This window comes from Pseudomonas sp. SWRI51 (assembly GCF_014268825.1).
Lineage (GTDB): Bacteria > Pseudomonadota > Gammaproteobacteria > Pseudomonadales > Pseudomonadaceae > Aquipseudomonas > Aquipseudomonas farsensis.
In genome coordinates this window covers 53589-79810 of sequence record NZ_JABWRG010000008.1, presented here as the reverse complement: position 1 = coordinate 79810, position 26222 = coordinate 53589, and the positions used below count along the sequence as shown (strand labels likewise).

The window sequence follows — 26222 nt, the reverse complement described above, 5'->3', positions numbered from 1 at the left end:
TCCTATGAGTTTATCTCGCGCTGCTTACTGCCTATCCCCAGCGCCCCTGTCAGCCGCCGAGCCCGCCAGCGCCACCCCAGCCGCCCCAGGCTGATCGCCCAATTGGTCAGTGCCAGCAGCAGTACCACCTCAAGCAACCCAGCCACCCCAGCCTGCTCGATGACCTGCCCGGCCAGCCACGGAAAACCGAATACACCGATAAAGTACGCCAGGCTGAACAGCACCAATGCCTGGGCCATATGACCAGCCGGTGCCTGATTGGCAGCCTGGCCGTTGATTACCGAGTAGGTCAGCCCGTAGCCCACCCCCAGCACCGCTGCGGCCAGCACATACGCGGCGCCGCTGTACACGGTAAAGCTCAGCATCAAGACCGCCAGCACCATCAGCCCGCTGAGCAGGCAGGCAAACAGGTACGGGTCGCGCTTGACGATCAGCCCCGCTACCAGCAGGCGGCAGCTGATGGCGGCGCAGGTAAAACCCACGAAGAACAGCGAATAGTCGAGTTGCCGCGCGGCTGCATAACTGGTCTGAAAACTCGACAACCCAGCAAAAATGGCGCCGCCCAGGCCGACCATGATGATCGGGAACACTGCCGGTGACGCCAGCACCCGCAGTGCCGCGCGCAGGCTCAGCCGGCTCGCACCAAGCGGCCCCACGCCGGCCTGGGCCTGGCGCAGCGGCGCGGCGATGGCAACGAACAGCAGCCCGCCCAACACGCTGGCACAAGCGGCGCTGACGAACGCGGTTTCGAGGGGCAGGCCGAGGGCTTCGAAGGTACGCCCGGTCAGTGGCCCGCTGCCGATGCCGGTCATCATGCTGCCCGAAAGCAGGGCGAAGTACTTCATCCGTTGCGACGGCTCGATGGTCATCGCCACGATGATTGGGCCGAGGGTGTAGAACGTGCCCCAGCCAAACCCCAGCAGCACGCCGAACGGCAGCAGCACGTTGGCATGCGCCGGTGCCCAGGCAAAGCCCAGGCAGGCCCCGGCCAGCAACAGTGCCGCGCCGGCGACGGTGCGGGGTGCGCCGATGCGGTCGCTGAGGTGCCCGCAGGAAACCACCGCCACGAAGGTGCTGAGCATGGCACTGGCAATCACCTTTCCGGCATCCGACTCGCCGCCGCCGTGGGCGGCCATTAGTTTGGCCAGCAGGAAGGTGCAGCCGTATGACAGCGAAAGCAGGAAACTGGCCAGGCAGAACAGCGCGAACAGGCGCTGCGGGGCAGGGGTGGGCGCGGTCATACAGGCGTCTCTTTTTATAGGTGTGGCAGCTATAACAGAGCGTGCAGCCGTTTCAGGTATGAACATCACGACCTTGAGGTTAGCGCCCGATCACCTTATTCAGCTTTGTGGCTTTTTCAGGCCTGTCCACAGCAGCACACCGGCACCGGCCATGATCGCAATGTCGGCGAGGTTGAACACGCCGGTGTGCAGCGGCCCGAGGTTGAGCACCAGGTAGTCGACCACATGGCCGTCGCGGGTCACCCGGTCGATCAGATTGGCAACACCGCCCATGGCGATGAAATACGCCGCACCTGCCTTGAGGGGGGTGGCTGCCCAGTTGCGCAGTGCCCAGACAATCGCCCAGCAGCACACCACGCCAACCATGGCCACGAAGATCAATTGCTTTACCAGCGGCGACATGCCGGCGCCCAGGCTCAGGAAGGCGCCGGGGTTCAGGCTCAGCGCCACATCCAGCCAGGCATGCTGGTTGCCGAACACATAGCTGTGGGACTTGAGGCCTACCAGGGCGATGAGCTTGACCCACTGGTCGAGCATGATGAAAGCGACACCCAGGATCAGGGTGAGGGTACGGCTGGAAAGCATGCAGGCGGTTCCTTCGCTGCGCAGGTCATGGCGGGGTTGCCGGCAGCGCGGCGAAGATAGCGCAGGCGTGGCCTGAACGAAAGGTCCGAGCGCCTGGGCAGTGGCTGGCCTATAGATGCAGAAAGGGCGCCAGATGGCGCCCTTGCGGTGTGTTACTCAGGCTTCAGCGTCCCACGGACGGTCGCCTTTTTCATCTTTGACACGGGTCGGCAGGCCCATTACATCAAGCGCCTTGAGGAACGGCTCGGCTGGCAGTTCCTCGACGTTGACCATGCGCCCGGCATCCCACTCGCCGCGGGCAACCAACAGCGCCGCAGCGACTGGCGGCACGCCAGCGGTGTAGGAAATGCCCTGGCTGTCGGTTTCGGCGTAGGCCTCTTCGTGGTCAGCCACGTTGTAGATGAACACCTCGCGCGGCTGGCCGTCCTTGGTGCCTTTGACCAGGTCGCCGATGCAGGTCTTGCCGGTGTAGCCCGGGGCCAGCGAGGCTGGGTCCGGCAGCACGGCCTTGACCACTTTCAGCGGTACCACTTCCAGGCCTTCGGCGGTCTTGACCGGTTGCTCGCTGAGCAGGCCGAGGTTTTTCAGCACGGTGAACACATTGATGTAGTGCTCGCCAAAGCTCATCCAGAACCGCACGTTCGGCACGCCGAGGTTCTTCGAGATCGAGTGCACTTCGTCGTGGCCGGTCAGGTACAGGTTCTGCGACCCCACTACCGGCAGGTCGTCGGTGCGCTTGACCTCGAACATGCTGTTGCTGGTCCACTGGCTGTTCTGCCAGCTCCAGACTTGCCCGGTAAACTCACGGAAGTTGATTTCCGGGTCGAAGTTGGTGGCGAAGTACTTGCCGTGGGACCCGGCATTGACGTCGAGAATGTCGATCGAATCAATGCGGTCGAAATACTGCTGCTGCGCAAGTTTTGCGTAGCTGTTCACCACACCCGGGTCGAAACCGACGCCGAGAATGGCGGTAATGTTCTTCTGCTGGCATTCCTCGAGGTGTTTCCACTCGTAGTTGCCGTACCAGGGCGGGGTTTCGCAGATCTTGCCCGGTTCTTCGTGAATTGCGGTGTCCAGGTAAGCCACACCGGTATCGATGCAGGCACGCAGCACCGACATGTTAAGGAACGCTGAGCCTACGTTGATCACGATCTGCGATTCGGTCTCGCGGATCAGTGCCTTGGTTGCCTCGACATCGAGGGCGTTTAGCGAGAAGGCCTGGATGTCGGCGGGTACCTTGAGGCTACCCTTGGCCTTGACGCTGTCGATGATGGCCTGGCATTTGGAGATGTTCCGTGACGCAATCGCAATACGACCCAGTTCGTCGTTATGCTGTGCGCACTTGTGGGCCACCACCTTGGCGACACCTCCTGCACCAATGATAAGAACGTTCTTCTTCAATTTATCCCATGCTCCTTACTGTGGTAGCCGTCTTAGGACAGGCTGGAAACGTAGTCGTCGAAACCGAACTCGCGCACTACTTCGACGCTGCCGTCGAGTTGCTTGACCGCGATGGAAGGCATTTTCAGACCGTTGAACCAGTTTTTCTTGACCATGGTGTAGCCCGCCGTGTCGATGAACGACAGGCGATCGCCGATGGCCAGGGGTTTGTCGAACTGGTACTCGCCGAAGATGTCACCGGCCAGGCACGATTTGCCGCAGACCATATAGGTGTGCTCGCCATCGTTGGGGGCCATCTTGGCGTTGAGGCGGTAGATCAGCAGGTCGAGCAGGTGTGCTTCGATCGAGCTGTCGACTACGGCCAGGTGCTTGCCGTTGTACAGGGTGTCGAGCACTGTCACTTCCAGCGAGGCGCTGTTGGTGATAGCCGCTTCGCCAGGCTCCAGGTAAACCTGCACGCCGTACTGCTCGGAGAATGCCTTCAGGCGCGCGCAGAACGCGTCCACGGCATAGTCTTCGCCGGTGAAGTGGATGCCGCCACCCAGGCTTACCCATTCGACCTTGTGCAGCAGGTGGCCGAAGCGCTCTTCGATGTGGCTGAGCATTTTGTCGAACAGGCTGAAGTCGCCGTTCTCGCAGTTGTTGTGGAACATGAAACCGGAAATCTGCTCGATGACCTGCTCGATTTTCACCGGGTCCCATTCGCCCAGGCGGCTGAAGGGGCGCGCAGGGTCTGCCAGCAGGTAATCGGAGCTGCTGACCTGTGGGTTGACACGCAGGCCGCGGACCTTGCCTTGGGACTGTTCGGCGAAGCGTTGCAGCTGGCCGATCGAGTTGAAGATGATCTTGTCGCAGTTTTCGAGCATCTCTTCGACTTCATCGTCGGCCCAGGCCACGCTGTAGGCGTGGGTTTCGCCGGCAAACTTCTGGCGGCCGAGCTTGAGCTCGAACAGCGAAGACGACGTGGTGCCGTCCATGTACTGCTGCATCAGGTCGAACACCGACCAGGTGGCGAAGCACTTGAGGGCAAGCAGGGCCTTGGCACCGGATTTTTCGCGCACGTAGGCGATCTTTTCCATGTTGCCCAGCAGCTTTTGTTTATCGATGAGGTAGTACGGCGTTTTGATCATCTAATAGGCCCCCGGCCAGGCCGGCCAAAAAAAGGACACGCATTGTGCCTTCACTTGCCACAGTTCGAAAGGGCGCAGGGCGCTTTTCGTCGCGTTGCGTAGGATTTGCGCCGGTGGCGTCTTCAGCAAAACGGCGGGTGCAGTTGAACAGAGGATTGTGACCGTACAACTGTTCAGGGAATCATCGAGCTTTTGAGTGGTCTTTGCTGGCACACAAGTCAAGGGACCCGACCATGCGTCTGCACGTCTATTTACTCGCCTTGCCGCTGTTGGCCGGCTGTCAGTACCTGCCCCGTACCGAGTATTTCTCCGCACCGCAAAACGAGCCGAACCCGGCGTTCATACGCATCATCAACTTCACCCAGCATGCCAGCATCTATCAGTACAGCAATGGCGTGCGCTCAGGCGGGGTGGTGCGTACCGGGCCCTTGCCGTTCATTCACACCCAGGACATCGGCATGCCTAAAGCCGGCCAGGACCTGACCTTCGACTTTTATGAAACCGCTGTGCACCCAGGTAAAGAAACCGAGGTTCACATGAGCTGGGAAGGCGAAAAAACGCGTTACTGCTTCGTCACCGCCAAGTTCACACCCCAGCCCGGTCGTTATTATCAGTTCCGCATGACGTCCGGCGACGAGGGGTCTTGCAAGCTTTTCCCGACAACCGTTGAACAGGGTGCTGACGGGGCCTGGACGCTCAAGCCAAACCCCGATGTGACCTACCCCGATGGCGGCCCGGAGAGAACAACCTCATACGGCAACGACCTGTACCGCGACCCGAACTACAAGCCGTTCGTGCCACCTACCTGATCCCTTGGCCTTCCCATGGGGCAAGCGTGGCGTTAGCCTGCTGTGACCTCAGCCAATAGATTTGCACCCCATGCCTGCCGGATTCCCAGCGCTGCCGTCGCTCAATGCGCTGCGCATGTTCGAGGTGGCCGCCCGCCACCTCAATTTTCGCCTTGCCGCCGAGGAACTGGGTGTGACCCAGGCTGCCGTGGCGCAGCAGATTCGGGGCCTGGAGGCGAGCCTGCAAGTGCGCCTGTTCGAGCGTCTGCCGCGTGGCCTGGGCCTGACCGATGCTGGGCGCGCCTATAGCACCAGCGTGCGTAGCGGCCTGGCGATAATCGATGAGGCAACCCAGTTGCTGCGGCCGCAGCCATTGCAACTGACCGTCAGCGTGACCCCCACCTTTGCCTCGAAGTGGCTGATCCCAAGGCTTGGCCATTTTGCCGATGCCCACCCCGATATCGACCTGCGGCTGCTGGCCACCGACCGGCTCTCGCACTTTCACACCGATGCGGTAGACCTGGCTGTACGCTATGGCACACCGCCGTTCGGCGCCGGCTTGAACGTCGAGCTATTGATGCAGCCGCACGTGGTGGCGGTCGCGAGCCCCGGATTGCTGGGCGAGAAGGGCCGTCCCGATAGCTTCGAAGCCCTGCAACGTTTCGTAGCCTTGCACGATGCCCATGACTATTGGCCCGCGTTCAGCGCTGCGGTGTTTCCCGGCCACCCGCCGGCAACGGCACGCAATGTGCGTTTCAACCAGACGTCGCTGGCCATCGAGGCCGCTGTGGCCGGGCAAGGTATTACGTTGGCCAGCCGTGCTTTCGTCGAGGCCGACCTGGCGGCGGGCAGGCTTGAGCAGGTATTCAGCTTGCAGTGGCGGCTGGACAAGGCGTTTTACCTGGTCTGGCCACGCAAGGCTCAGGCTGGGGATGCGCTGCGGGTGGTCAGGGATTGGCTCCGGCAGCAGGCAGCCAATAGCTGAGCTACTGGCTGACGCTTGCTGCGCTGTCTGCCTGCCTCTGCACCTGGCTGCTAGGGTGACTGCACTCGAACGCAGTTCATCAGGAGGCAGCATGTCAGTTCAGAAAGTGGCAATCATCACCGCCGGCGGCAGCGGCATGGGCGCAGCAGCGGCGCGGCGCCTGGCCGCCGATGGCTTCAAGGTGGGCATTCTGTCGTCCTCGGGCAAAGGCGAGGCGCTGGCGGCCGAGCTGGGCGGCATTGGTGTCACGGGCAGCAACCAGTCGGTCGACGACCTGCAACGCCTGGTCGATGCGGTAATGGCCAAGTGGGGGCGGGTGGATGTGCTGGTCAATAGCGCAGGCCACGGCCCGCGCGCACCGATTCTGCAGATCAGCGATGATGACTGGCATACGGGCATGGAGGTGTACTTGCTCAATGTAATCCGCCCGGCGCGGCTGGTAACGCCGATCATGCAGCAGCAAAAGGGCGGGGTGATCATCAACATCTCGACCGCCTGGGCCTTCGAACCCAGCGAGATGTTCCCCACATCGGCCGTGTTCCGTGCGGGGCTTGCGGCATTCAGCAAGATATTCGCCGACACCTACGCGGCCGACAATGTGCGCATCAACAACGTATTGCCGGGCTGGATCGACAGCTTGCCGGCCACCGAGCAACGCCGCGACATGGTGCCGCTCAAGCGCTATGGCACCAGCGAGGAAATTGCTGCGACGGTAGCGTTCTTGGCAAGCGATGGGGCGGCGTATATCACCGGCCAGAACCTTAAGGTCGATGGCGGGCTGACTCGAAGCGTTTAATGCAACCTAATGCAGATTCCGTGGTCCGACGACTCCGAGGCCGCAATCGGCCTCGTTCATTTTCGGGAAAAGGAGTTTTGCATGTTCTCAGCACGGATCAGCGCTGCGGCGCTCTGCGTGGCAACACTTGGCCTTGGCAACGTCGCTCTGGCCAGCTCGCAGGCAGAGAACCACCAGGTAGCGGTCACCATCGTTGCCATGGAGCAGGTCTGCAACAAGGCCGTACCCGGCCTGAATGGCACAGTCGCCAACCTGCTGGCCAAGGAGCCTGTCGAGGCGCCGCTGAAGGCCGAGATTCTGAAAGTGCAGTCCGAGCCGCAGTACAAGGCTGAAGTTGACGGCATGGTTACTCAACTCTCTGGCTCGCCGCTGGGCAAAATGGCGGTGGAGAAGGGTACCTGCAACGGCTACGCCGCCAAGTAAGGCCTATGTCAGGCCAGGCACCTAAATTGTAGGAGCGGCCTTGCGCCGCGATGGGCTGCGAAGCGGCCCCAGGATATGTGCACCCAGCTGATATTGCCGGGGCCGCAAAGCGGGCCTTTCGCGACACAAGGCCGCTCCTACAGCGCATAGCGTTCGCATCGACCGTCCAAGCCCGGAGCCTATCTAGCCTCGGGCGCTATACCTGCGGCGTTTTTTCTCATACATGTCGCCATCGGCATGGCTGAGCAGCGCGTCTGCATCCAAGCCATCTGCCGGGTAGCAGGCCACGCCAATGCTGCACGATGGCATTGCCAGGCCGCCAAACGCATCGCCCAGCGGCTCGGCCATTACCGCCAGAATCTGCGCCATGCGCTCGCTCACCGCGGCAGCGGTGTAGCTGTCGGTGAGCAATATGGTGAACTCGTCGCCGCCCATCCGCGCCACAGTGCCCGAGCTGCCCACGCAGCTTTCCAGGCGCCGCGCCACCGCGCACAGCACGCGGTCGCCCAAGGCATGGCCGTACAGGTCGTTGATTGCCTTGAAGCCGTTGACATCCAGAAACAACAGCGCAAGTGGCTGCTGTTGGCGCTGCGCTGCCTGCAACGCAGCCGCCAGGCGCTGATTGAACAGCGAACGGTTGCTCAGCCTTGTCAGCGGGTCGTGATGGGCAAGAAAACGTAGCTCCTGCTCGGCCTCGGTCAGTGCTGTTACGTTGCGCGCCACACCAATGCGCGCACCCACTTCGTCCGACCAGAACGCCGCCCAGAGGATGTGCACCACCGCGCCGTCCTTGCGGACATAACGGTTGCGAAAGTCAAAGTGGGGCTGGCCGTTCATCACCCGCACAATCGATGCGCGGGTGGCTTCGAGGTCGTCGGGGTGCATGTAGCGGGTGATCGGTGTGCCGATCAGCTCGCAGGCCTGATAGCCGAGCAGGGCCTCGCAGGCATCGCTGACGAAGACGATGGTGTTGTCCCGGTCGACCACGAAAACGGCGTCCAGCATCAGGTGGATCAGCCTCGGGTAGAGGGCTTGCAGGTCAACGGGCATGGGAGAGGAACGTCCGGTACATGGGGCGCGAGCAGCATACACAGGGCAGGGGCGGTTTCACCATGGGCGAGATAGCCGTGCGTCGGCGTCCGGGACAGGTTTCGGGTGATTGGTGGTATTCGGGATACGAATATGGAGGGTGCATATTTTCGATTTCCATCCATGATGGCTATGCTGGATCGTCTGCCAACCACTTTTATGCAGAGGCAGACCATGTTCAGCAAAGCCACTTTTTTTGCGTTCCTTCCGGCAGGCCTGGCCTTGCTAGCCGGCGCAGCACTTCCGTTCCAGGCCGCCAGCAATGCCGCTGTGGGCCGTGCGCTTGGGCACCCATTGTGGGGCGCGCTGACATCGTTGCTGGTCAGTACCGTGGTTGTGGTGGCGGCGTTGTTGGTGCTGCGGGTTGCGGCGCCCAACCTGGGCAAGGCGTTACAAGGCCCTTGGTGGCTGTGGATCGGCGGCGTGCTGGGTGCGTTGTATGTGGCGGGCGCGGCCGCGCTGACACCCAAGCTTGGCGCTGGGGGCTTCTTGATGCTGGTCGTTGCCGGCCAGATATTCACGGCAGTGGCGGTGGATCACTTCGGTTTGATGGGGCTTGCCGAGAAGCCGGTCAGCATCGCCAAGGTGGCGGGTGTGCTGTTGATTATGGGTGGCGTGCTGCTGGTGCAGGGCGTCGGCACTTCTGCGCCGGCAGCTGTCGCGGTGCACGGCGGCAAGTAGGCCGGCCTAGCCCTGCTGCGGCTGGCTGCAGGCGTACAGCGCTTCGCGCAGCCAGCGGTGCGCGGGGTCGTTGTCCTTGCGCGCGTGCCAGGCCTGCTGATACGCGATGCGTGGCGCGGTAAAGGGAGGGGCAAAGCGGGCGAGGGCGTCGTAGCACTCGACCGAGGCTGCTGCGCGGCTGGCGACGGTCAGCACCAGGTCGGTGCCTGGCAGCACTTCAAGGGCTGCGCTCCAGTGCGGCAACACCAGCGCGATATGGCGGCTGAGCCCGAGGGCGGCGAGGGCGCGCTCGATCTCATCGAAGGCATCCGGGCGCATCGCCAAAAGCACATGGGGGCGCGCCAGCCATTGCTCGAGCGGCAGCGCGCCACTGGCTGGCAAGCTGTTGCGGTCTGCCACGCTGATGAAGTCCTCGCTGAACAGCGCTTGCAAGGTGATGCCTTCGGGCACGTCGTTGAATACCCCAAGGGCCAGGTCCAGTTCGCCGTCCTGCAACTGCGCCATCATGACCTCGCGGCTGGCCTGGCTGATGGCCAGGTCGATGCCGGGGGCGTTGCGCCGCAGGAATTTCACCAGCGGCGGCAGGATGATCCGCGAGGCATAGTCAGACAGCGACAGCCGAAAGCGCCGCTGCGCCGAGGCCGGGTCGAAGTTGGGCGCAGCGAGCAGGCCATTGAGGCTGGCCAGCGCATCCTGCAGTGGCTTGGCCAGCGACTGGGCACGCGCCGTAAGGACCATACGGCCTTGCTGGCGCACCAGCAACGGGTCGTCAAAGTGCGTGCGCAACTGCGCCAGCGCGTGGCTGACAGCGGGCTGGCTGCGGTGCAGGCGAACGGCTGCGCGGGTGACATGCTTTTCGCTGAGCAGCGCGTTGAGCGCCAGCAGCAGGTTCAGGTCGATCTTGCGCAGTTCGTCCATGGCGGGGCCTGAGTGGGTATCGGGCCGGCTTATCGGCCTACGGCCTGCTCGATGAGCAGTTTCCAGTTTTGCGCTTCTTGCCAGTCGGCGCCGAAGGGCATTTCCACCCAGAACGGGTGCTGGCCTTCGCACTGCAACTGCACCTGCAGGGTGAAACTGCGCACCGTGGTGCTGGTGGTCGTGGTGGTCGAGCGTGACTTGCCGCCGCCGAGCATGCCCCAGTTGTTGGTAAAACCGTAGACGTGGCGGCTGCTGTGGGTGGTGGTGGTATTGCTGGTGACGTTGGTTTGCGCCTGTTCATCGACGCGCACCTGCTTGACCACGCGGGTGGCGTCCATCAACGCATGGCGTTCACCGCTGTAGTCGGCCAGCAGGTAGAGCATGCCGCTGTCGGGGTAAACGCCGAGCATGCGCCCGTTGCGGGTGATCCAGCGGTAGGCGCCGAGGGCCTGGCTTTCCATGAACGCTTTGCCGGCCTCGCGGCGCACTTCATCGGCATGCTTCCAGGCTTTGTCGACCGCCCATTGCTGCGGGCGCCACAGCAGCGACACCGGCCCATAAAGAAAGCCCAGTACCCACCAGATGATGCCTGCGAGGATTGGCCCGCCGAAGTAGTGCCCGGCCCATACCCACTTGATCAGCAAGAAGGCACAGAACACCGAAATAACGGCCAGGAACCCGCGGCTGATGGTGCGCACTCGCTCGGCCAGCCGTGCCTGTGCCTGCTGCAGCAGGTTCAGAGCCTCAGTGAGCGGCGCGGGGGGGGCGGTGAGGGTGGTGTCGGGGAGGGGGGCGATTTGCTGGCTCGACATGGTGCATCCTGCAGAAGTTGGGCAACGCAGCGCTCAAGGGCGCGACGGTTGGGGAGTATACCTTGGGTTCGTCGCGAGTTCATTTGCTGGGTCTTTCCAGTGGGCGGTTCCATGGTTTTGTACAAGCCCGCTCGCCACAACGGTTTGGCTTCCAGCATCCAGCCAGAGTCGCATGGGTACCCATGCTCATCGCGGGGCAGTAACCCTAAAACGCTTGCTCCTTTCAAATTCTGTAATACCCTGCGCCAGCCAGCGTGCAAATCCACAAGGAAGTCGATGATCCCGGTAAACCCCGCAGGCATGCTTGTCGCCTTCCTGCTTCTGCTGCTATCCCTGCAATGCTTGCTGGCGCTGACGGTAGGCCTGGTCGCCCTGTGCATCCCCCGCCGGCGAGCCTATTTCTGGTCGCTGCGCCGCCGCTTCATCCCCTTGGCCGTGCTCTTGCTGCTGGGCAGCTTGCCGATGCTGAGCTTGTTCTATCAGTGGTTTGAAGAGTGGCAGCAAAGCCAGGCGCTGAATCCAACGCTTGGGCAGGCGCAAACCTTGGGTGACCTGCATTTGCCAGCAGGTACCAACGTCTGGCTGCAACGCCTTGCGCCACTCAGCGACCTCAGCGGCAACCCACTACCGTACGGCCTGGCAAGCCTCAAGCGCGCCGAATTCAAACGCACTCCCGGGCAGATTCTCGGCATGCAGGTGAGCCGCCTCGAACTCGACGGCGCCCGTGGCCTGGCTGACCTGGCCATCGCGGCCCCAGCCTGGATTGAAGGCTGGCAATGCTCGCCACAAAGCGAGGTGCACATGGTCTACCCCTTCAACGCACCGTTCGTCTTCGCTGACTGGCGCCTGGGGCGCTGCACGCTCGCCGCTGGCAGCCACGCGGGCGGCATCCAGTGGCCGGACGCGGTCACGTTGAATGCCATCGGCAAGGACGGGTGGCAGTTACAGGCCGATGAGTCACAAACGCCCATCCGCCTGGGCCGCATGAGCGTGCTGGCGCTGCGCCTGGTGCTCGATAGCGAGCGCCGTGAGGTTGTCTCTTGGTCGGCACAGCTTGCCCAGGCGCTGCAACTCCAGGGCATGGAGTACCCGGCCGGCACGGTGGTCAAGGGCAGGCAAGGCAGGCTGATTTTCGCCGCCAATGACAAGGCGCCCGCCAAGGACCTTACCACCGGCAATGCGCTACCGGCACGCCAGGCCGTGGCCCACGACGAGGTCACCGGCAAACGGCTGGGCATCTACCCGATCAGTCAGGTGGGCATCTACCCGCTGGAGGTCAGCGACGACTACGAGTGACCCAGTGCTTCGGGGTTGGCCACCTGGGTCGGGGCTCCGGCGCAATAGGCCAGCACGTTGTTGAACGCATCGCCGAAGTACAGCTCATAGCCGTTTTTTTCCACATAGCCCAGGTGCGGCGTGCACAGCACGCGCGGGTTACGCAGCAGCGGGTGATGAGGGTTCAGTAGCGGTTCTTGCTCGAACACATCCAGCGCCGCAAACCCCGGCCTGCCGGCATCCAATGCCTGCTCCAAGGCGCCTGGTGCGATCAGTTCGGCGCGGCTGACGTTGACCAGCAGCGCGTCGGCTTTCATCCGCCCAAGATCATCCAGCGTCACCAGGTGGCGAGTGCTGTCGGACAGCCGCAGGTTGAGGCTGAGGATATCCGCCTCGGCAAAAAACGCCTCGCGCGAGACCGCCGCCCGGTGCCCGTCAGCCTGGGCAGCGGCGCGGCTGGCCTCGCTGCCCCACACCAGTACTTGCATATCGAATGCCTGGGCATAGCGCGCCAGCCGTTGGCCGATCTTGCCGTAGCCCCAGATGCCCAGCACCTGACCGGCAACGGCCTGGCCCAGATTGACCTGCCACAGCCCCTGGCGCATTGCGTCGATGGCGGGCACCAGTTGGCGACGGGCGTTGAGGATCAGCGCCCAGGCCAGCTCTGCCGGCGCCACGGGTGAGCCGCGCCCCTCGGTCACCACCACACCGTGTGCGGTGCAGGCAGCAAGGTCGAGGTGGCCGGCGATCTTGCCAGTCTGGCTGATCAGTTTGAGCCGCGGCAGGCGTTGCAGCAGGGCCGCGTCGATACGCGTGCGTTCTCGGGTCAGTACCAGTGCATCGGCATTGGCAAAGCGTGCGGCCAGTTCATCAAGCGAGGCAGGTTCGCGGTCATGCAGCACGGTGACTTCGTGGCCAGCCAGGCGGCGGTAGCAGTCGAGGGTACGGATGACGTTCTGGTAGTCGTCTGGGATGATTATGTGCATGCGGGTGGGCTCGGGCGTGGCGCAGGTTACGGATTGTAGCTCCAGATTAGAGCCTGACGCGCTCCTGCACGCGAACGCGTCGCTTGTGATTTTGCGGGAGGCTGGCCCAGGTGCTGATCACTTCACCACACGCGCCACGCATCCCCGCTCGATAAGCCCGGATGCAGCCAGGCCCTTGAGCGTCTGCTCCAGCGTCTCACGCTCGGCAACTGGCGTTACCGGGTCGACTATCCGGTACTGGCGGTTGCACCAGCGGGTGATTTCCTGCAACCAGAAATCCTCAAGCACAGGCTCTGCCTGCATCCGCTTGACGAGGTAGGCAGCTTGTTGCCACGGCGACATCAACCCCAGCACCTGGCGCCGGCGCTGCTCTGGCAAACGCTGCCAGTGCGTGTCCAGGCTTGCGCTGACCGGCGCGTTGAGCGCAGCCCAGGGCAGCTTCCCAAGGCGCGCGATCACCGCATCGAAGACCTTGTCGGCGTCATCTTCGAGCAGCCCGAGCAGGGTGCCTGCCGATGCATCATCCTGTAGGTGCACGGCGGCAAGCCGCACCGACGGATAGCCAGCCAACAATGCCGCACTGCGCCAGGCTTCGGGCAGCTCGCCGCCAATCTCCCCGGCAAGCCCCAGTAGCCCCAGCCAGTGTTTTTTAAGGCTCGGCATAGGCTGTGCCAGTTGCGCGGCCAGCACGGCGTGAGCGTCCACCCCATGGCGTGGCGCTTCCCAACGCGCAAAGCTGCGTACCGCCGGGGAGGCATCCAGCAGCGCCGCCTGCAGCACCGCCTTCGGGTCTTCGAGCAGGGGCACCAGAGCGCGCAGCAGCCGCACCCGCACACGGGCAGTCGAGCGTGGCAGCGCAGCTTCCAGCAGTCCCACGGCCTCGGCACCGGCGTTGGCTTCGCAGGCCGCAATCGCCGCCAGGCGCACGTTCAGTTCACGGTGGGCCAGGCCATCACGCAGCAGCGGCCCAGGCGGCTCGACCACCTCCAGCAACAGCGCGAACAAGTAGCACGCGGCTTTGCCATGGCGAACCTGGAAACACGCGTAGACCACCTCGCGCACATCGGCGCCTTGCAGCACCGCGCGCACCTTGGCCAGCGTCGGGCCGTGGTCGGCACGCTGGCGAGCAGCTAGCGCCATGAGTGGGTCGAGGGCGCAAAGCAATGCGGGTGCACCGGGGCTGTTGAGGTAGGCCTTGATGCCAGCGGCGGCCAGCTCCCGCACTTGCGGCACCCAGTCATTGAGGCGCTCGATCAGTTCAACCAGTGCTTCAGGCGATGGCGTGCTGGCCAGCTCACGCACCGCCACTTCACGTACAAAGCCATTGTGATGCCGGCTCAACTGCGCCCAACTGCCGCTTTGCGCGGTGCTGGCGATCAGCTCCAATGCCTCGTTGCGGCGCTGGTCAGCCCATGACGCGGCGGGTGTCTGTTTTGCCTTTAGCCAATCCAGCCAGCTTCCAGTGGGTGTCATATTTGTTCCCTCAACAGCGTGTTCGAGCTTGTGCAATGCTGGCTCGGCTTCCAAGCCCGACGTACAAAGCCATAGCGTTCCGTGAGAGGGTAACCTATGCCCTGTGCATCGTGAATGCCACCATCGCGGTTTTGATACCTAGAATTGAACGCGCGTTCGCTTAATATGGAAATATATAGAGCAGCGGGGCGATATCGTGACACTAACTGACAGTAAAATGCCGTCATTGGGCGAGTTCCACAAGACGCTGTGTGACTGCTTGGGGATATGGAATAGCGACAATAGTGAATTCACCTTCACTGTTCCGGCGACGGAACAAACAAGGCGTAGAGTCTTGGGGCAGGCTTTTGAGGCGATCAAAAGGCCGGATGGCAGGTATGGATCTTTGGGTGAACTAGTTGCAGTCACTTCGCAGATCGCTCCGCAAGCGGCCACGCTTATCAGGAAAGACCGCTCTGTTCAAAGTCTGGTGCAGGGGGCTGCCCGCTCCGATTTTGCTTCCTATGAAGAGTGCACGGAACTGACTGTTTATGTTGAAGCACTGATTGCTGAACGCTATGAGCGCTATGAGGTTCAGCAACTGGCAATCTGTTTTTATCGGGCTGCAATGCTGCACTATCAGGAGTTCTTGCGGGAGTGCCCGGCGACCGGTGTCAATACGTATGCCTTTTTTATAAAGTTTACGTTAATGCAGGTGCTGGATGTTTTGGTCGAGGACTCCCCAGCAGGCAGAATATGGCCATCGTGCATGTCCAAAAGTAGTCAGTGGCCCCTGCTTGATTTTATAGATGGCGCGCTGCAGCAGTGCGGGGTTTCTCGCTATCGATTATTTCAGTTTCACGAAAGCGCCAAGACACCCGCCGCAAGCGCCGCTGATGTATGGGCTCGTGATCTGAAATCAATAGCTGCTGATACCCGATCCAAGCAAACGTTAGCCCGATTTTCCAAGGCAAACAAGATTAAGTTCAGCCATGTCTTCGAGACGATCCGTCCACTCGCGTCGTTACTCACTGAAAAGATAGATTCTAGAACCTTTGCGACGCGCGTGTTCCAGGCGTTCATGCGTCACAACCTCAATCTTCAACTCACCACCTGTACCGCAGGAGCCCCATCTTGGCACGGTAATCCTTATCCAGCGCCAGCAAGCCTCGGAGCGGTATTCCCTGTAAGTCATACGTTGGATAAAATCTCTGAAAGGTTGGAAAGTTTACAACCAGGCGATATCGACCCTGTGATGAGCATTTATCGAGCGTACACGCAAACACTCATGAAATGGAGCTGTTTGGAGGACGGTGACTTCAAAATTCCTCGCGCACTAGACTTCATTTACGGCTCCGCGTACCGCTCGCTAGGCGCAGAGCGATGGTACGAGCGCATTGCGCAGCCTACTCATTGGATGGACCAATGGCGCCAGGCAGTCCAAGCTGCCGGGCAGGGTGAACATGAGCAGGCGAGAGATTTTTTCTATCGTGCGCTACAGGGTGCTAAGTACACAGCCGGCCCGCTATTCATGCCACTCTATGTCGAGATTTGCGCTTTTTGCAAACGGCAATACAAACGGCTACAGGGCAGCGCTGAGGATCAAATGTTTGATGCCAAGTTCGGTGATTTGGGCAAGCAAGCGGCCGACTATGCCGAGTTGCTAGGGTATTCCCCGGCAGTGTATCGAAACCCTGAAACGCTGATACCCTATGTGCGCTTACGCGTGAAGAACGGTTTGATTGTCCGGAAAATTGACTCGTTGATTTGACCCTTGGGTTGACATGGAATTGACCCTGCGCCGTGGGGCGTAGTGGAACTGGAGGCTGTGCAATGGTCATTGATGTTTCTCCTGAGCGTCAGGCTTTTATAGATGACATCACCAACTATACATTTATTCGCGGCGATGGGCGGCTCGTGCTGGAGCCCTTTTGCGTGTATTTGTCGCACTGCTTCGGTTTTGATGAAAAGCTTCATTTGGCTCCGCAGCCCATCGCGGTGTATGCGCTCTTGCTGCAATTGATTCATGACCGTTTGGGCGCCGATGAAGCCGCTCAGAAAATTGAGCGGCAGGGCATCATTGATTGGCAGCCTGGGCTGGCGTATGTTTTTCCTGAAAAGCGTATGACCTGCATCCATATCGGCGCACTCGTGCACGTTTCCAATGACTGGATCTATGCGATAGGGCATACCCTTGCAGGATTGCCTGAGCCTGAATCACCTAGCAAGTACTTCGCCTGGGCAGACGATATCGGGTACGCGGTCCAGACTTTCATTAATGGCTACCATAATGCGTTTTATAAATTTCAGAAGCAGTTTGATCGGGCTCAGATACAACGATCTGGGTATTCTTTGTTTGAAGCCTTGCAGCTCAGCCGGCATAAAAATATCGAGTACGGCGCCGCGGTGAGCGAACTCAAAGCGCGACATCAGGCCTATCAGGCGGCCTTGTGTCGCATGGGAAGCGCCTTGGAGAGCGGGTTTTACCTTGAAGCCATCGCTTTGCAGGAGTGCCTGTTCAGTAATTGCCTGTTCAACTTCCTCATCGCGAACGACATTACCCGAGACGGGGCTTCGCTGCACGCGCTACTGAACGAGGTATCACAACACCGTACTGCTGCCTTTGACGACCCGGAACAGTTATTAGCTCAAGTGGACGTCTGGCGCAAGGCGCGCAATACCGCCATCCATGGGTTCATCCAATCCACAAGCCAGGCATACGGGAGCAGTGGCGAGGACTTTCAGCGCGCCTCGCAAGCTACTGCAACAACCGGCTTGGAACTGTGCAGGTTGATGGTGCAATGGTACGAAGGCGAATGTGTAAACTTTGTGCGCCATGAGTTTCCCCTGAATGACGTCAACCTGGACACATCGGCCGGCCTATGAACCCTTCAAGTGCACTGCAGCTCACCCGTTGTATTGGCTACCTTTCGGTTGCTGCGTTGATCTTGGGGCTCGGCTTGGCGCTTTACGCCCTGCAGATGAACAGCTCATCGCCGGTCGACCTGTCGGGCGCCCTCGCGCTGGTGGTGCTTTGGCTCACCAACCTGATAACGCTCATCCTCAATGCTATCTACTGGTGGATCCGCAGATGGCCGAAATGGCTGCTGGCCACTGTGGTAGTCCAGGCTTGTGCAGCCATTGCGGCGCTGATACCCATGCTGACTTCCTGAGCGCTTAGGGCTCGAACGTCCAGTAATTGCCGCCTTTGGCTTTCGTCGCTTTCAACTTGGCTCGCTGCGCGGCCCTTGCGTGGGACTGAATCAGCGCCGACAGGTCCATGACCACCGACTTGCTGTTGCCCACATAGGAATGGGCATAGAAGTCAGTGTCCACATTGGAGGCATCGATGGTCTCGATGCCGGGGATCACGGGGACCCCGCCTCGGGTATCGCCCAGGCGGTACTCACCATTGAAGTAGTGCGACAGGGTCATGGTGACATCCCGGGATGACGCGTACAGCGTGATATTTTGCGCCGCCGCCACCAGGCCAGGGGCGATCTGCTCCTTGAACACGGCGGTGTCGATATCGGGGGCGGCGATGATCAGCTCCTTGAGCTTGCTCTTGATGCCGGGGTCTTCTTCGCGCAGCTCGGCCAGGGCTTTGGTCAGCCCCTGATTGCCCATGCTGTGCGCCACGATATAAACGTTCTCGGCATTCGATTGCGCGAACACATCGGCCAGAAACGCCTTGAGCCGGGGCGTGGAGCGCTCGAGCGTCTGGCGGTCGACGAAGTACAGGGACTCGCGGGCTTTCGAGGGCCAGCTGTAGAACACCGGCGCGCCATCAAAATTGAGGTCATTGGCCATTTGCGCGGTGCGCCGCGCGGCATCTTCGAACGACACGTTGTAGCCATGCACGAACACCAGCAGGTTCTTGCCCTGGCTTTGCGCAACGCGATTGGCAAGGCCTGCGTAGAACTCGTTCCTGGGTTTGACCCAGGTGTCGAGCAACACCACATGCCGGTCAGGGTTTTCCTTGAACTCGAGCCGCCATACCGAAGGCGACTCCAGGCGCCCGACATCGTGGTCGGGCGGAATGCTGACCTCGCATACGCCGTAGCTGATTTCGCTGCCTGCCTCGGTGAACATCTTGCGCGGGTCCGGATCGTGGGTGAGCATCCGGTCGGTGGCGAAGTAGGTACGCACGACTTTATGGCCCACCGTGCCGGCAAGGCCATCCCCACGGTCGTAGCCGCTTGATGCGCAACCGACCAAGCCTGCGCCCACGGCGATCAACACCAGAAGAGCCAGCCGTTTGCCAGCGGCCGCTATCGAACTACGTTCCATTGTGTGGTGCATTGCCGCCATCCTGTCTTCGCCGCTTTATTCGCCTGATCCCTCAAGGGGCGGACGGCAAGATATCCCATGGCGAGCGACGGATCACGCTTTTCCGAGGCGCACAGCTGCACAGCTGCTGGGCGCCGGGCTTGGGTTAGAAGGCGTAGACCAACGTAGCCGTGGCACTGCGTGGGGTGCCGTACCAACCACGCGCGCCAATTGCCGTGTAGTAGGTCTTGTCCAGGGCGTTGTTGAGGTTCAGCGAGACGCTGGTTTGCGGGGTGAACGCATACTGCGCCATCAGGTCGACGATGCTGTAGGCGTCCTGGTAAAACGTCTCTTTATTTGGCCCAGAGTTTCTGTAGGACTCGGCGCCCTGCCAGCGCACCCCACCGCCAACCTTCAACTGCGGCAGCGATTGCAAGCGATAGCTGGTGAACAGCTTGAACGTGTCGCGCGGGACTTCGGTGAGCAGGCGCTTGTCATCGGCGTCTCGGGCTTCGGCATAGGTGTAGCTGGCCGAAGCCTGCCAGCCCGGCATGATTTCCCCGGCCATTTCCATCTCGAAACCACGGGTTTTAGTGCCTGACTCCGAGCGGTAAGTCTGCTCGCCGTTCGGCCCCGGCGGGAGGCCGTCGGGGACTGCCAGGTTGTCCTGATGCACCTCGAACACACTGAGTGCGCCAGTCAGGCGCTTGTCCCAGAACTCGCTCTTGAGGCCCAGTTCGTAGTTCACGCCTTCCAGCGGGTCGAGGTAGCTGCCGGCCGCGGTTTTGTTGCTCTGCGGCTTGAAGATAGTGGTGTAGCTGGCATAGGCCGACCAGTTGTCGTCAATGTCATACACCAGCCCCAGGTAAGGCGTGACAACGCCGGTTTCGCTGCGCGACGAGCGTTGTGTTTCTCCAGTCGAGTAACGATAGTGTGACTCGTCCCGTTGCCAGTCGATGACCCGTGCCCCGGTGATCAGCGAAAGGTCGTCGGCCAGGCTCCAGCGCACCGACGCCACCAGGCCGTCCTGGGTTTCATCCAGTGCGTCCTTGGTGGTCTTCGCGTAGATGGAGGCCGGTATTGGCAGCGAGCCGTCCCAGTTGTTGATGTCGTCGATGCTTTGCCTAGTCCACAAATCAAACCCATCGTTGCGGTAGTAGGACCGGTAGTGGCTGGCGCCCACATAGAGCAGGTGCTCGCGCGACAGCAGCTCGAACGGGCCGTTTGCCGACAGGTCGAAGGAGGTCTGCCGAGGCGCGCCGGCCCAGCGGCCAGTCCAGGTGTTGATACCGCTGCCATCGGGGTTGACCGTGCCTTCGGCCGCAGTGGCAAACGCATCGTCATAGCTGCGCCGGTTATGTTCGGCGCTGAGCTTGAGCTGCCAGCCATCGTCCAGTTGCTGCTCCAGGGTGGTGAACAGCGTCTTGGTGCGGCGCTTGTGGTAACTCCAGTCTGCGGCCGAGTTGAATGAGCGCGAAGGCCTGAAGTGGCTGCCGTCGGTATTGAACATCGGGAAGCCGTGGTTGCCAGCGCCCTGGTTGTCCATTTCCTGGTATTCGGCACCTACCGTCAGCAGTGTGCTGTCGGTAAGGTCCCATTCGACCACACCGTAGCCCACCTGCTGTTCCAGGCTCTGGCGGTCGACATGGCTTTTATTGTCGGTGGTCGAGGCGACCAGGCGGCCACGTACGTGACCGCTTTCCGACAATTTGCTGGAGACGTCCAACTCGGTGCGGTAGCTGTCCCAGGAGCCCGCCTGAAGGGTTAGCTTGCGCTGGGTCTCGAAGGTTGGTTTCTTGCGGATCAGGTTGACGGTAGCGCCGGGGTCACCGGTGCCGGACATCAGCCCTGTTGCGCCGCGCACCACCTCGACGCGGTCATAGGTCGCCATGTCGGCGAGGTCGTCCTTGGCGCCAAAGCTAGTGGGCCGGTTGATGCCGTCGACCTGAATGCTGTTTACCTCGAAGCCCCGCACATAGATGTGGTTGGCGTCACTGCCGGCCGGGCCCATGCTGTCGACCACCACGCCCGGGGTTTGCTCCAGCACCTGGGTAACGTTGGTGAGGTTCTGGTCTTCGATCTGCTGACGGGTTACCACGCTGACCGACTGCGGGGTTTCACGCGGCGAGAGCCGCAGCCCGGTAGCGGTGCTGGCCGAGCCTGTGGTGTAGCTGCCGGTGCCCTCGGTGGTGGCGCCCAGTTGCACGCTGGAGACCGTAGTTGCGCCCAGCTCCAAGGCTGCGCCACTGCTGGGGCGGGCCAGCAAATAGTGGTTTTCGGCGGCTTGCTGGGCCTGCAGGCCGGTGCCTTGTAGCAGTTGCGCCAGGCCCTGTTCGGGCTCGAAGCTCCCCTGCAGTCCTTCGCTGTGCAGGCCGGCGCTATCCTCGCTGCTGAAGCTGACGACGACGCCGCTGGCCTTGGCGAACGCGTTGATGGCCGTTGCCAGCGAGCCCGCCGGGATGCTGTAGCTGACGGGCGCTGCCCAAGCGCTGCCTAGAAGCGATCCAGAGAGGCCGATTGCCAGTGCGGCTTGGCGAACGTTGACAGCGAGGGGAGTGAAGCGAGCGGACATCCATTGACTCCTGATTGTTCGATAAGGCGTACTCATTAGAAATAATAGTAATGCTAATGATAATCCATCGCATAAAAAGGGGCGGGATGGTTGCCGCTCTATCTTGGGGTTGTCAACAGATGTTTGGGCGAGAGTGGGGTGTCAGATAATGGCAAAATGCCCGCAATCCGCGTGAGAGTACGATCACTACAGCCCTGTTCTGGTTTGGTTTGCCGAGCCAGCTTTCGGGTGCGCTCCACACCCTGTTCTGCAGAACTGGAAAGCGTTTCGCTAGCCTGCGCGTGCAGGGTGTATGGCGTAAAAACGAGCGCTCTGTATCTGTTGCCGGCAGTGGGGTGTGGGTACGTTTGGCCACCTGTCATTGCATGAGGCAACCATGGAAATCAACGCTATCCCGTTCGGTATCACCGACTGGTCGCAGATCGAACGCACCGAGCACCCCGGCGAGCAAGGCGTGGCCCATTGGCGGACTTGCCAGTTTGGCGCTGTGCGTGTGCGCCAGGTGCAATACAGCGCTGGATATCTCGCTGACCACTGGTGCAGCAAGGGGCATATCCTGCTGTGCCTTGAGGGCCAACTGGACACCGAGCTTGATGATGGCCGGCAGTTCACGCTCACCGCAGGCATGAGCTATCAGGTGGCCGACAATGCCGAGGCGCATCGCTCTTCGACGGCGAGCGGCGCCAAGTTGTTCATCGTCGACTGAACGCAGCTTGTTATAGAACCCCCAGCGCTTGTGGAACGGGCTGGGGCCCTTGCGCAATTGAGGGCGGCCAGTGGCCGCTGCTTACACCTGCGGCCAATCGGCCCCTTGGCTGAAGAACGCGCGCAGGTGTTCGATGAAAAACGATACCTTCGCCGACAAGTTCAGCCGTTCCAGATACACCGCATAGATATCCGCAGGCGGTGTGTCGTAGTCCTTCAATACCTCTATCAGCCGCCCACTGCGCAGGTGTTCTGCCAGATTCCATTCGGCGCGCATAAGAATGCCCTGGCCATCCAGCGCCCAGTTCAACGCCACCTCGCCATCGTTTGTACTCAGCCGGCCATGCACCTTTACCGACTCGCTCTGCTTGCCGCGGGCGAAACGCCACAGGCCGAAGGCTGCATCGTTCTGGCGCAGCACGATGCAGTTGTGCTGTGCCAGGTCTTTGGGGGCCTGTGGCGTACCGCAGGCGGCCAGGTAATCGGGGCTTGCGCATAGCCGCCTGCGGTTGACGGCGATACGGCGGGCAATCAGGCGCGAGTCAGGCAGCTCGCCAAAGCGGATGGCGACATCGATGGCATCGTCGGGCAGGTTGATCGGCCGGTCGGTCAGGTGCAACTGCACTTCGACCTGCGGATGGCGCCGGGCGAACGAGGCAATGGCCGGTGCCACATGGGTGCGGCCAAAGCCCAGCGGTGCATTGACCCGCAGCAGCCCCTTGGGCTCGGCCCGGCTGCTGGACACCTGGCGCTCAAGCTCGGCAATTTCCTCGAGGATGCGCCGGGCGTTGACCAGGTAGGTCTCGCCTTCGGCGGTCAGGCTGATGCTGCGCGTGGTGCGGTTGAGCAGCCGTACACCCAGGCGTTGTTCCAGCTGCGCCAGGCGCTTGGAAACCGCAGGCGGGGTGAGATTCAGTTCGCGCGCGGTGGCCGCCAGGCTCCCTAGGCGCACCAGCTGGGCAAAGAAAGCCAGTTCCGAGACCGGGTTCATTGGTAACTCCAGGGAACTAATGATGTGAATTCGATTGTATTACAGCTTTCTGGAAAAACCATTACCGTTGCCTGGCGTGATTAACCACAAAAAAACTGGGCTAACCAGCTGCCTGCCGGGGCTGCCCAGACGCCAATCAATCCGACTCACAACAATAATTCGGAGACGGCAATGGCCAAGCGATACCTTGGAAAACTGTATGTACAAGTGCTCATCGGGGTGACCCTGGGCATTCTGCTCGGGGTGCTCTGGCCCCAGTTCGCAACCGACCTCAAGCCGTTGGGCGATGCCTTCATCAAGCTGATCAAGATGGTCTTCGCCCCGGTGATCTTTGCCACCGTGGTGCTGGGCATTGCGCGCATGGAAAACATGAAGGAGTTGGGCCGTGTTGGCTCGCGTGCGCTGATTTACTTCGAAGTGCTGTCCACCTTCGCCTTGGTACTGGGCCTTGTGGTCGTCAACCTGGTGCAGCCGGGGCAGGGCATGAATGTCGACCCGGCGACTCTTGATGCCAAGAGCATTGCCACCTACACAAGCGCTGCGGCAGGCGGCACTGGCAGTTTCACCGACTTCATGCTGCACCTGATTCCGGCCAGTGTCACCGACGCCTTCGCCAAAAACGAAATTCTGCAGATCCTGCTGTTCTCCAGCCTGTTCGGTATTGCCTTGGCGCACCTTGGGCCACGTGGCAAGCCGGTGGTGGATGTACTTGAATCCTTCTCCCACGGCATGTTCCACATCGTTGGCATGGTCATGCGCCTGGCACCGCTGGCGGCTTGTGGCGCCATGGCGTTCACCGTGGGCAAGTACGGCCTGGGCTCTATCGTGTCGCTGGGCAAGCTGATGGCAACCATGTACCTGACCTGCTTCCTGTTCGTGGTCATCGTGCTCGGGTTCATTGCGCGGCTTTCGGGGTTCAGTCTGTGGAAGCTGCTCAAGTACCTCAAGGAAGAGCTGTTCACGGTGCTGGGTACCAGTTCGTCCGAATCGGTCGTGCCGCAGTTGATGACCAAGCTTGAGCGCGTCGGTGTATCCAAGCCTGTAGTTGGTTTGGTGATCCCCTCAGGGCTGACTTTCAACCCCGACGGGCAGTGCATCTACTACACCATGGCCGCGATCTTCATTGCCCAGGCCACCAACACCCCGCTGACCTTGATGGACCAACTGATCGTGCTCGGGGTGCTGCTGCTCACCTCCAAGGGCTCGGCTGGCGTTACAGGTTCAGGCTTCATCACCTTGGCCGCGACCCTCGCGACCATGGACAACATTCCGGTGGCGGGCATGGTCCTGCTGCTTGGGGTTGACCGCTTCATGTCAGAGGCACGCGCCATCACCAACACCATTGGCAACGCCGTCGGCACTGTGGCCATCGCCCGCTGGGTCGGCGCCCTTGACCAGCACCGCATGACCCAGGTGCTCGACGGCCAAGTGCCGGACGATCCGCAGTCTGAGCCAGAACCCGAAGCGCCTGTGAGCGCCGTGATCTTTCCCCGAAACGCCTGACCAAAGCCTTGTGATGCAAAGAGGAGACAACACCGTGGATAGCACCCTGGATAAAGAAGCCGCCGTAGCAACGCTCACTGATGTACTGGCCAAGTTTACGGCTTATATCGGCAAGCGCCTGCCCAAGGACGTCAAAGAAAAAACTGCCAAGCTGCGCGCAGCTGAAACCAACCCGTTGGCGATCGCCGTATACGACTCCATGGCCGATAACCAGGAGTACGCTGACAAGCTCAACCGCCCCAGTTGCCAGGACACCGGGGTGATCCAGTACTTCATCTCGGCCGGTGCGCGTTTTCCGCTGCTCGGTGAGATGGAAGGCATCCTTGAGGACGCCACCAAGGAAGCGACCATTCAGGGCCCGCTGCGCCATAACGCCGTGGAAACTTTCATCGAGAAGAACACCGGTACCAACACCGGCTCGAAGATCCCCTGGCTGGACTGGGAGATCATCCCCGATGCCGACTACGCCATCGTCGATGTGTACATGGCCGGTGGCGGTTGCACCTTGCCGGGCTCGGCCAAGGTGCTGATGCCGGGGCAAGGCTATGAGGGGGTGACCGAGTTCGTGTTCGATGTGATTACCTCGCGCGGGGTCAATGCTTGCCCACCTTTGCTGGTCGGGGTGGGTGTCTCGACCTCGGTGGAAACCGCAGCGCGGCTGTCGAAGAAAGCCATCCTGCGCCCGGTGGACTCGGCCCACCCCAACGAAAGCGCGGCCATGATGGAGAAGCTGCTCGAAGACGGCCTCAATGAGATCGGGATCGGCCCGCAGGGCCTGACCGGCAACAGCAGCGTCATGGGTGTGAACATCGAGTCCTCGGCGCGGCACCCTTCGACCATCGGCGTAGCGGTGTCCACCGGTTGCTGGGCGCACCGACGCGGCAAGATCCGCATCAATGCCGATCTCTCCTATGACATCCTCTCCCATGAAGGTGTAGTCCTGTGAAAAAGATCATCAACACTCCAATCAGCGACGAAGACCTGGCCGACCTCAATGTGGGTGATGTGGTGTATCTCACCGGGCAGTTGGTGACCTGCCGTGACGTCGCCCACCGGCGCTTGATCGAGCTGGGGCGCGAGTTACCCGTCGACTTGCGCGGCGGGGCGATCTTCCATGCCGGGCCGATCGTGCGCAAGAAGGACGATGGCAGCTTCGAGATGGTCTCCATCGGCCCGACCACCAGCATGCGCATGGAAAAGTTCGAGAAACAGTTCATCGAGCAGACCGGCGTCAAACTGATTGTTGGCAAAGGAGGCATGGGCCCGGAAACCACCACCGGCTGCTTGGAAAACAAAGCCGTGCATGCGGTGTTTCCGGGAGGGTGTGCGGTGTTGGCGGCCACCCAGGTGGAAGAGATCGAGCGGGCCGAATGGCAAGACCTGGGCATGCCGGAAACCCTCTGGGTGAACCGGGTGCGCGAGTTCGGGCCGCTGATCATCTCGATCGATACCAAGGGGAACAACCTGTTCGAGCAGAACAAGGCCCGTTTCAATGAACGTAAAGGTGCGGTGATCGAGAAGATCAACAGCCAGGTGCGGTTTATCAAATAAAGCGTTGAGTGCGCGGCACGCCCGAGCACACTGGCCCCGCTGGCCTATTCGAAATACCATTGATGCATA

25 protein-coding genes are annotated in these 26222 nt (G+C 61.3%); 13 read left to right on the top strand and 12 right to left on the bottom strand.

Features of this window, described 5'->3' with window-relative positions:
• Positions 1–2 precede the first annotated feature (2 nt).
• The 4 genes from HU720_RS05115 to HU720_RS05100 all read right to left on the bottom strand — a co-directional run bounded on the left by HU720_RS05115 (position 3) and on the right by HU720_RS05100 (position 4357).
• The gene (locus tag HU720_RS05115) at positions 3–1241 is read right to left on the bottom strand and encodes an MFS transporter (protein ID WP_186517810.1); all 1239 of its coding nucleotides are present in this window, start codon (positions 1239–1241) and stop codon (positions 3–5) included.
• A 99-nt stretch (positions 1242–1340) separates the two neighbouring features.
• A complete protein-coding gene (locus HU720_RS05110) occupies positions 1341–1826 on the bottom strand; it encodes a signal peptidase II (protein WP_186517808.1) in 486 nt (161 codons plus the stop codon).
• Positions 1827–1982: 156 nt separating this feature from the next.
• Positions 1983–3227 carry a saccharopine dehydrogenase family protein gene (locus tag HU720_RS05105; protein ID WP_186517806.1) on the bottom strand — a complete coding sequence of 415 codons (1245 nt, stop codon included), beginning with the start codon at positions 3225–3227 and terminating at the stop codon, positions 1983–1985.
• 32 nt (positions 3228–3259) lie between these two features.
• Entirely contained in the window at positions 3260–4357 is a 1098-nt protein-coding gene (locus HU720_RS05100; RefSeq protein WP_186517804.1) for a carboxynorspermidine decarboxylase, read from the bottom strand.
• 233 nt (positions 4358–4590) lie between these two features.
• Here HU720_RS05100 and HU720_RS05095 point away from each other — a divergent pair, with 233 nt between their 5' ends.
• The 4 genes from HU720_RS05095 to HU720_RS05080 all read left to right on the top strand — a co-directional run bounded on the left by HU720_RS05095 (position 4591) and on the right by HU720_RS05080 (position 7349).
• Positions 4591–5166, top strand: a complete 576-nt coding sequence (locus HU720_RS05095; protein ID WP_186517802.1) for a hypothetical protein — start codon at positions 4591–4593, stop codon at positions 5164–5166.
• Positions 5167–5236: 70 nt separating this feature from the next.
• Positions 5237–6130: a LysR substrate-binding domain-containing protein gene (locus HU720_RS05090; protein ID WP_186517800.1), complete on the top strand. Its 894-nt coding sequence runs from the start codon at positions 5237–5239 to the stop codon at positions 6128–6130.
• 91 nt (positions 6131–6221) lie between these two features.
• The gene (locus HU720_RS05085) at positions 6222–6926 is read left to right on the top strand and encodes an SDR family oxidoreductase (protein WP_186517798.1); all 705 of its coding nucleotides are present in this window, start codon (positions 6222–6224) and stop codon (positions 6924–6926) included.
• Between the two features lie 81 nt (positions 6927–7007).
• A complete protein-coding gene (locus HU720_RS05080; protein WP_186517796.1) occupies positions 7008–7349 on the top strand; it encodes a hypothetical protein in 342 nt (113 codons plus the stop codon).
• A 183-nt stretch (positions 7350–7532) separates the two neighbouring features.
• Here HU720_RS05080 and HU720_RS05075 read toward each other — a convergent pair whose 3' ends face one another.
• Complete coding sequence (locus HU720_RS05075; protein WP_186517794.1) at positions 7533–8399, bottom strand: sensor domain-containing diguanylate cyclase; 867 nt, start codon at positions 8397–8399, stop codon at positions 7533–7535.
• Positions 8400–8612: 213 nt separating this feature from the next.
• Between HU720_RS05075 and HU720_RS05070 the strand changes: the two genes are divergently transcribed.
• Positions 8613–9119: a DMT family transporter gene (locus HU720_RS05070; protein ID WP_186517792.1), complete on the top strand. Its 507-nt coding sequence runs from the start codon at positions 8613–8615 to the stop codon at positions 9117–9119.
• 6 nt (positions 9120–9125) lie between these two features.
• Here HU720_RS05070 and HU720_RS05065 read toward each other — a convergent pair whose 3' ends face one another.
• Both HU720_RS05065 and HU720_RS05060 read right to left on the bottom strand, forming a co-directional pair.
• The gene (locus HU720_RS05065; protein WP_186517789.1) at positions 9126–10037 is read right to left on the bottom strand and encodes a LysR family transcriptional regulator; all 912 of its coding nucleotides are present in this window, start codon (positions 10035–10037) and stop codon (positions 9126–9128) included.
• A gap of 29 nt (positions 10038–10066) precedes the next feature.
• On the bottom strand, positions 10067–10849 hold the full coding sequence (locus tag HU720_RS05060) for a hypothetical protein (protein WP_186517787.1): 783 nt from the start codon (positions 10847–10849) through the stop codon (positions 10067–10069).
• Between the two features lie 276 nt (positions 10850–11125).
• Here HU720_RS05060 and HU720_RS05055 point away from each other — a divergent pair, with 276 nt between their 5' ends.
• The gene (locus HU720_RS05055; protein ID WP_186517785.1) at positions 11126–12145 is read left to right on the top strand and encodes a hypothetical protein; all 1020 of its coding nucleotides are present in this window, start codon (positions 11126–11128) and stop codon (positions 12143–12145) included.
• Here HU720_RS05055 and HU720_RS05050 read toward each other — a convergent pair.
• The gene (locus tag HU720_RS05050) at positions 12136–13110 is read right to left on the bottom strand and encodes a D-2-hydroxyacid dehydrogenase family protein (RefSeq protein WP_186517783.1); all 975 of its coding nucleotides are present in this window, start codon (positions 13108–13110) and stop codon (positions 12136–12138) included. The two genes, HU720_RS05055 and HU720_RS05050, sit on opposite strands and share 10 nt — an antisense overlap.
• 117 nt (positions 13111–13227) lie before the next feature.
• Positions 13228–14583 carry a PBS lyase gene (locus tag HU720_RS05045; RefSeq protein WP_186517781.1) on the bottom strand — a complete coding sequence of 452 codons (1356 nt, stop codon included), beginning with the start codon at positions 14581–14583 and terminating at the stop codon, positions 13228–13230.
• Between the two features lie 196 nt (positions 14584–14779).
• Here HU720_RS05045 and HU720_RS05040 point away from each other — a divergent pair, with 196 nt between their 5' ends.
• The 3 genes from HU720_RS05040 (at position 14780) to HU720_RS05030 (ending at position 17735) form a co-directional block, all read left to right on the top strand.
• Positions 14780–16333, top strand: coding sequence for a hypothetical protein (locus HU720_RS05040; protein ID WP_186517779.1), 1554 nt, complete (start codon positions 14780–14782; stop codon positions 16331–16333).
• Positions 16334–16395: 62 nt separating this feature from the next.
• A complete protein-coding gene (locus HU720_RS05035; protein ID WP_186517777.1) occupies positions 16396–17448 on the top strand; it encodes a hypothetical protein in 1053 nt (350 codons plus the stop codon).
• Positions 17445–17735 carry a hypothetical protein gene (locus HU720_RS05030; RefSeq protein ID WP_186517775.1) on the top strand — a complete coding sequence of 97 codons (291 nt, stop codon included), beginning with the start codon at positions 17445–17447 and terminating at the stop codon, positions 17733–17735. The genes HU720_RS05035 and HU720_RS05030 overlap by 4 nt, the downstream gene beginning before the upstream one ends.
• A 4-nt stretch (positions 17736–17739) precedes the next feature.
• On the opposite strand, the gene HU720_RS05025 is transcribed toward HU720_RS05030, so the two are convergent.
• Positions 17740–18864, bottom strand: a complete 1125-nt coding sequence (locus tag HU720_RS05025; RefSeq protein WP_186517773.1) for an alpha/beta hydrolase — start codon at positions 18862–18864, stop codon at positions 17740–17742.
• A 133-nt stretch (positions 18865–18997) separates the two neighbouring features.
• On the bottom strand, positions 18998–21403 hold the full coding sequence (locus tag HU720_RS05020; RefSeq protein ID WP_186517771.1) for a TonB-dependent siderophore receptor: 2406 nt from the start codon (positions 21401–21403) through the stop codon (positions 18998–19000).
• Positions 21404–21779: 376 nt separating this feature from the next.
• Between HU720_RS05020 and HU720_RS05015 the strand changes: the two genes are divergently transcribed.
• Positions 21780–22109, top strand: coding sequence for a DHCW motif cupin fold protein (locus HU720_RS05015; protein ID WP_186517769.1), 330 nt, complete (start codon positions 21780–21782; stop codon positions 22107–22109).
• A gap of 81 nt (positions 22110–22190) precedes the next feature.
• On the opposite strand, the gene HU720_RS05010 is transcribed toward HU720_RS05015, so the two are convergent.
• Positions 22191–23099: a LysR family transcriptional regulator gene (locus tag HU720_RS05010; RefSeq protein WP_186517767.1), complete on the bottom strand. Its 909-nt coding sequence runs from the start codon at positions 23097–23099 to the stop codon at positions 22191–22193.
• Between the two features lie 171 nt (positions 23100–23270).
• On the opposite strand from HU720_RS05010, the gene HU720_RS05005 reads away from it, so the two are divergent.
• The 3 genes from HU720_RS05005 to ttdB are packed head-to-tail and all read left to right on the top strand — an operon-like array spanning position 23271 to position 26153.
• The gene (locus tag HU720_RS05005) at positions 23271–24602 is read left to right on the top strand and encodes a dicarboxylate/amino acid:cation symporter (RefSeq protein WP_186517765.1); all 1332 of its coding nucleotides are present in this window, start codon (positions 23271–23273) and stop codon (positions 24600–24602) included.
• Between the two features lie 46 nt (positions 24603–24648).
• The gene (gene ttdA, locus HU720_RS05000) at positions 24649–25548 is read left to right on the top strand and encodes a L(+)-tartrate dehydratase subunit alpha (RefSeq protein ID WP_186517866.1); all 900 of its coding nucleotides are present in this window, start codon (positions 24649–24651) and stop codon (positions 25546–25548) included.
• On the top strand, positions 25545–26153 hold the full coding sequence (gene ttdB, locus HU720_RS04995; protein WP_186517763.1) for a L(+)-tartrate dehydratase subunit beta: 609 nt from the start codon (positions 25545–25547) through the stop codon (positions 26151–26153). The genes ttdA and ttdB overlap by 4 nt, the downstream gene beginning before the upstream one ends.
• Positions 26154–26222 lie beyond the last annotated feature (69 nt).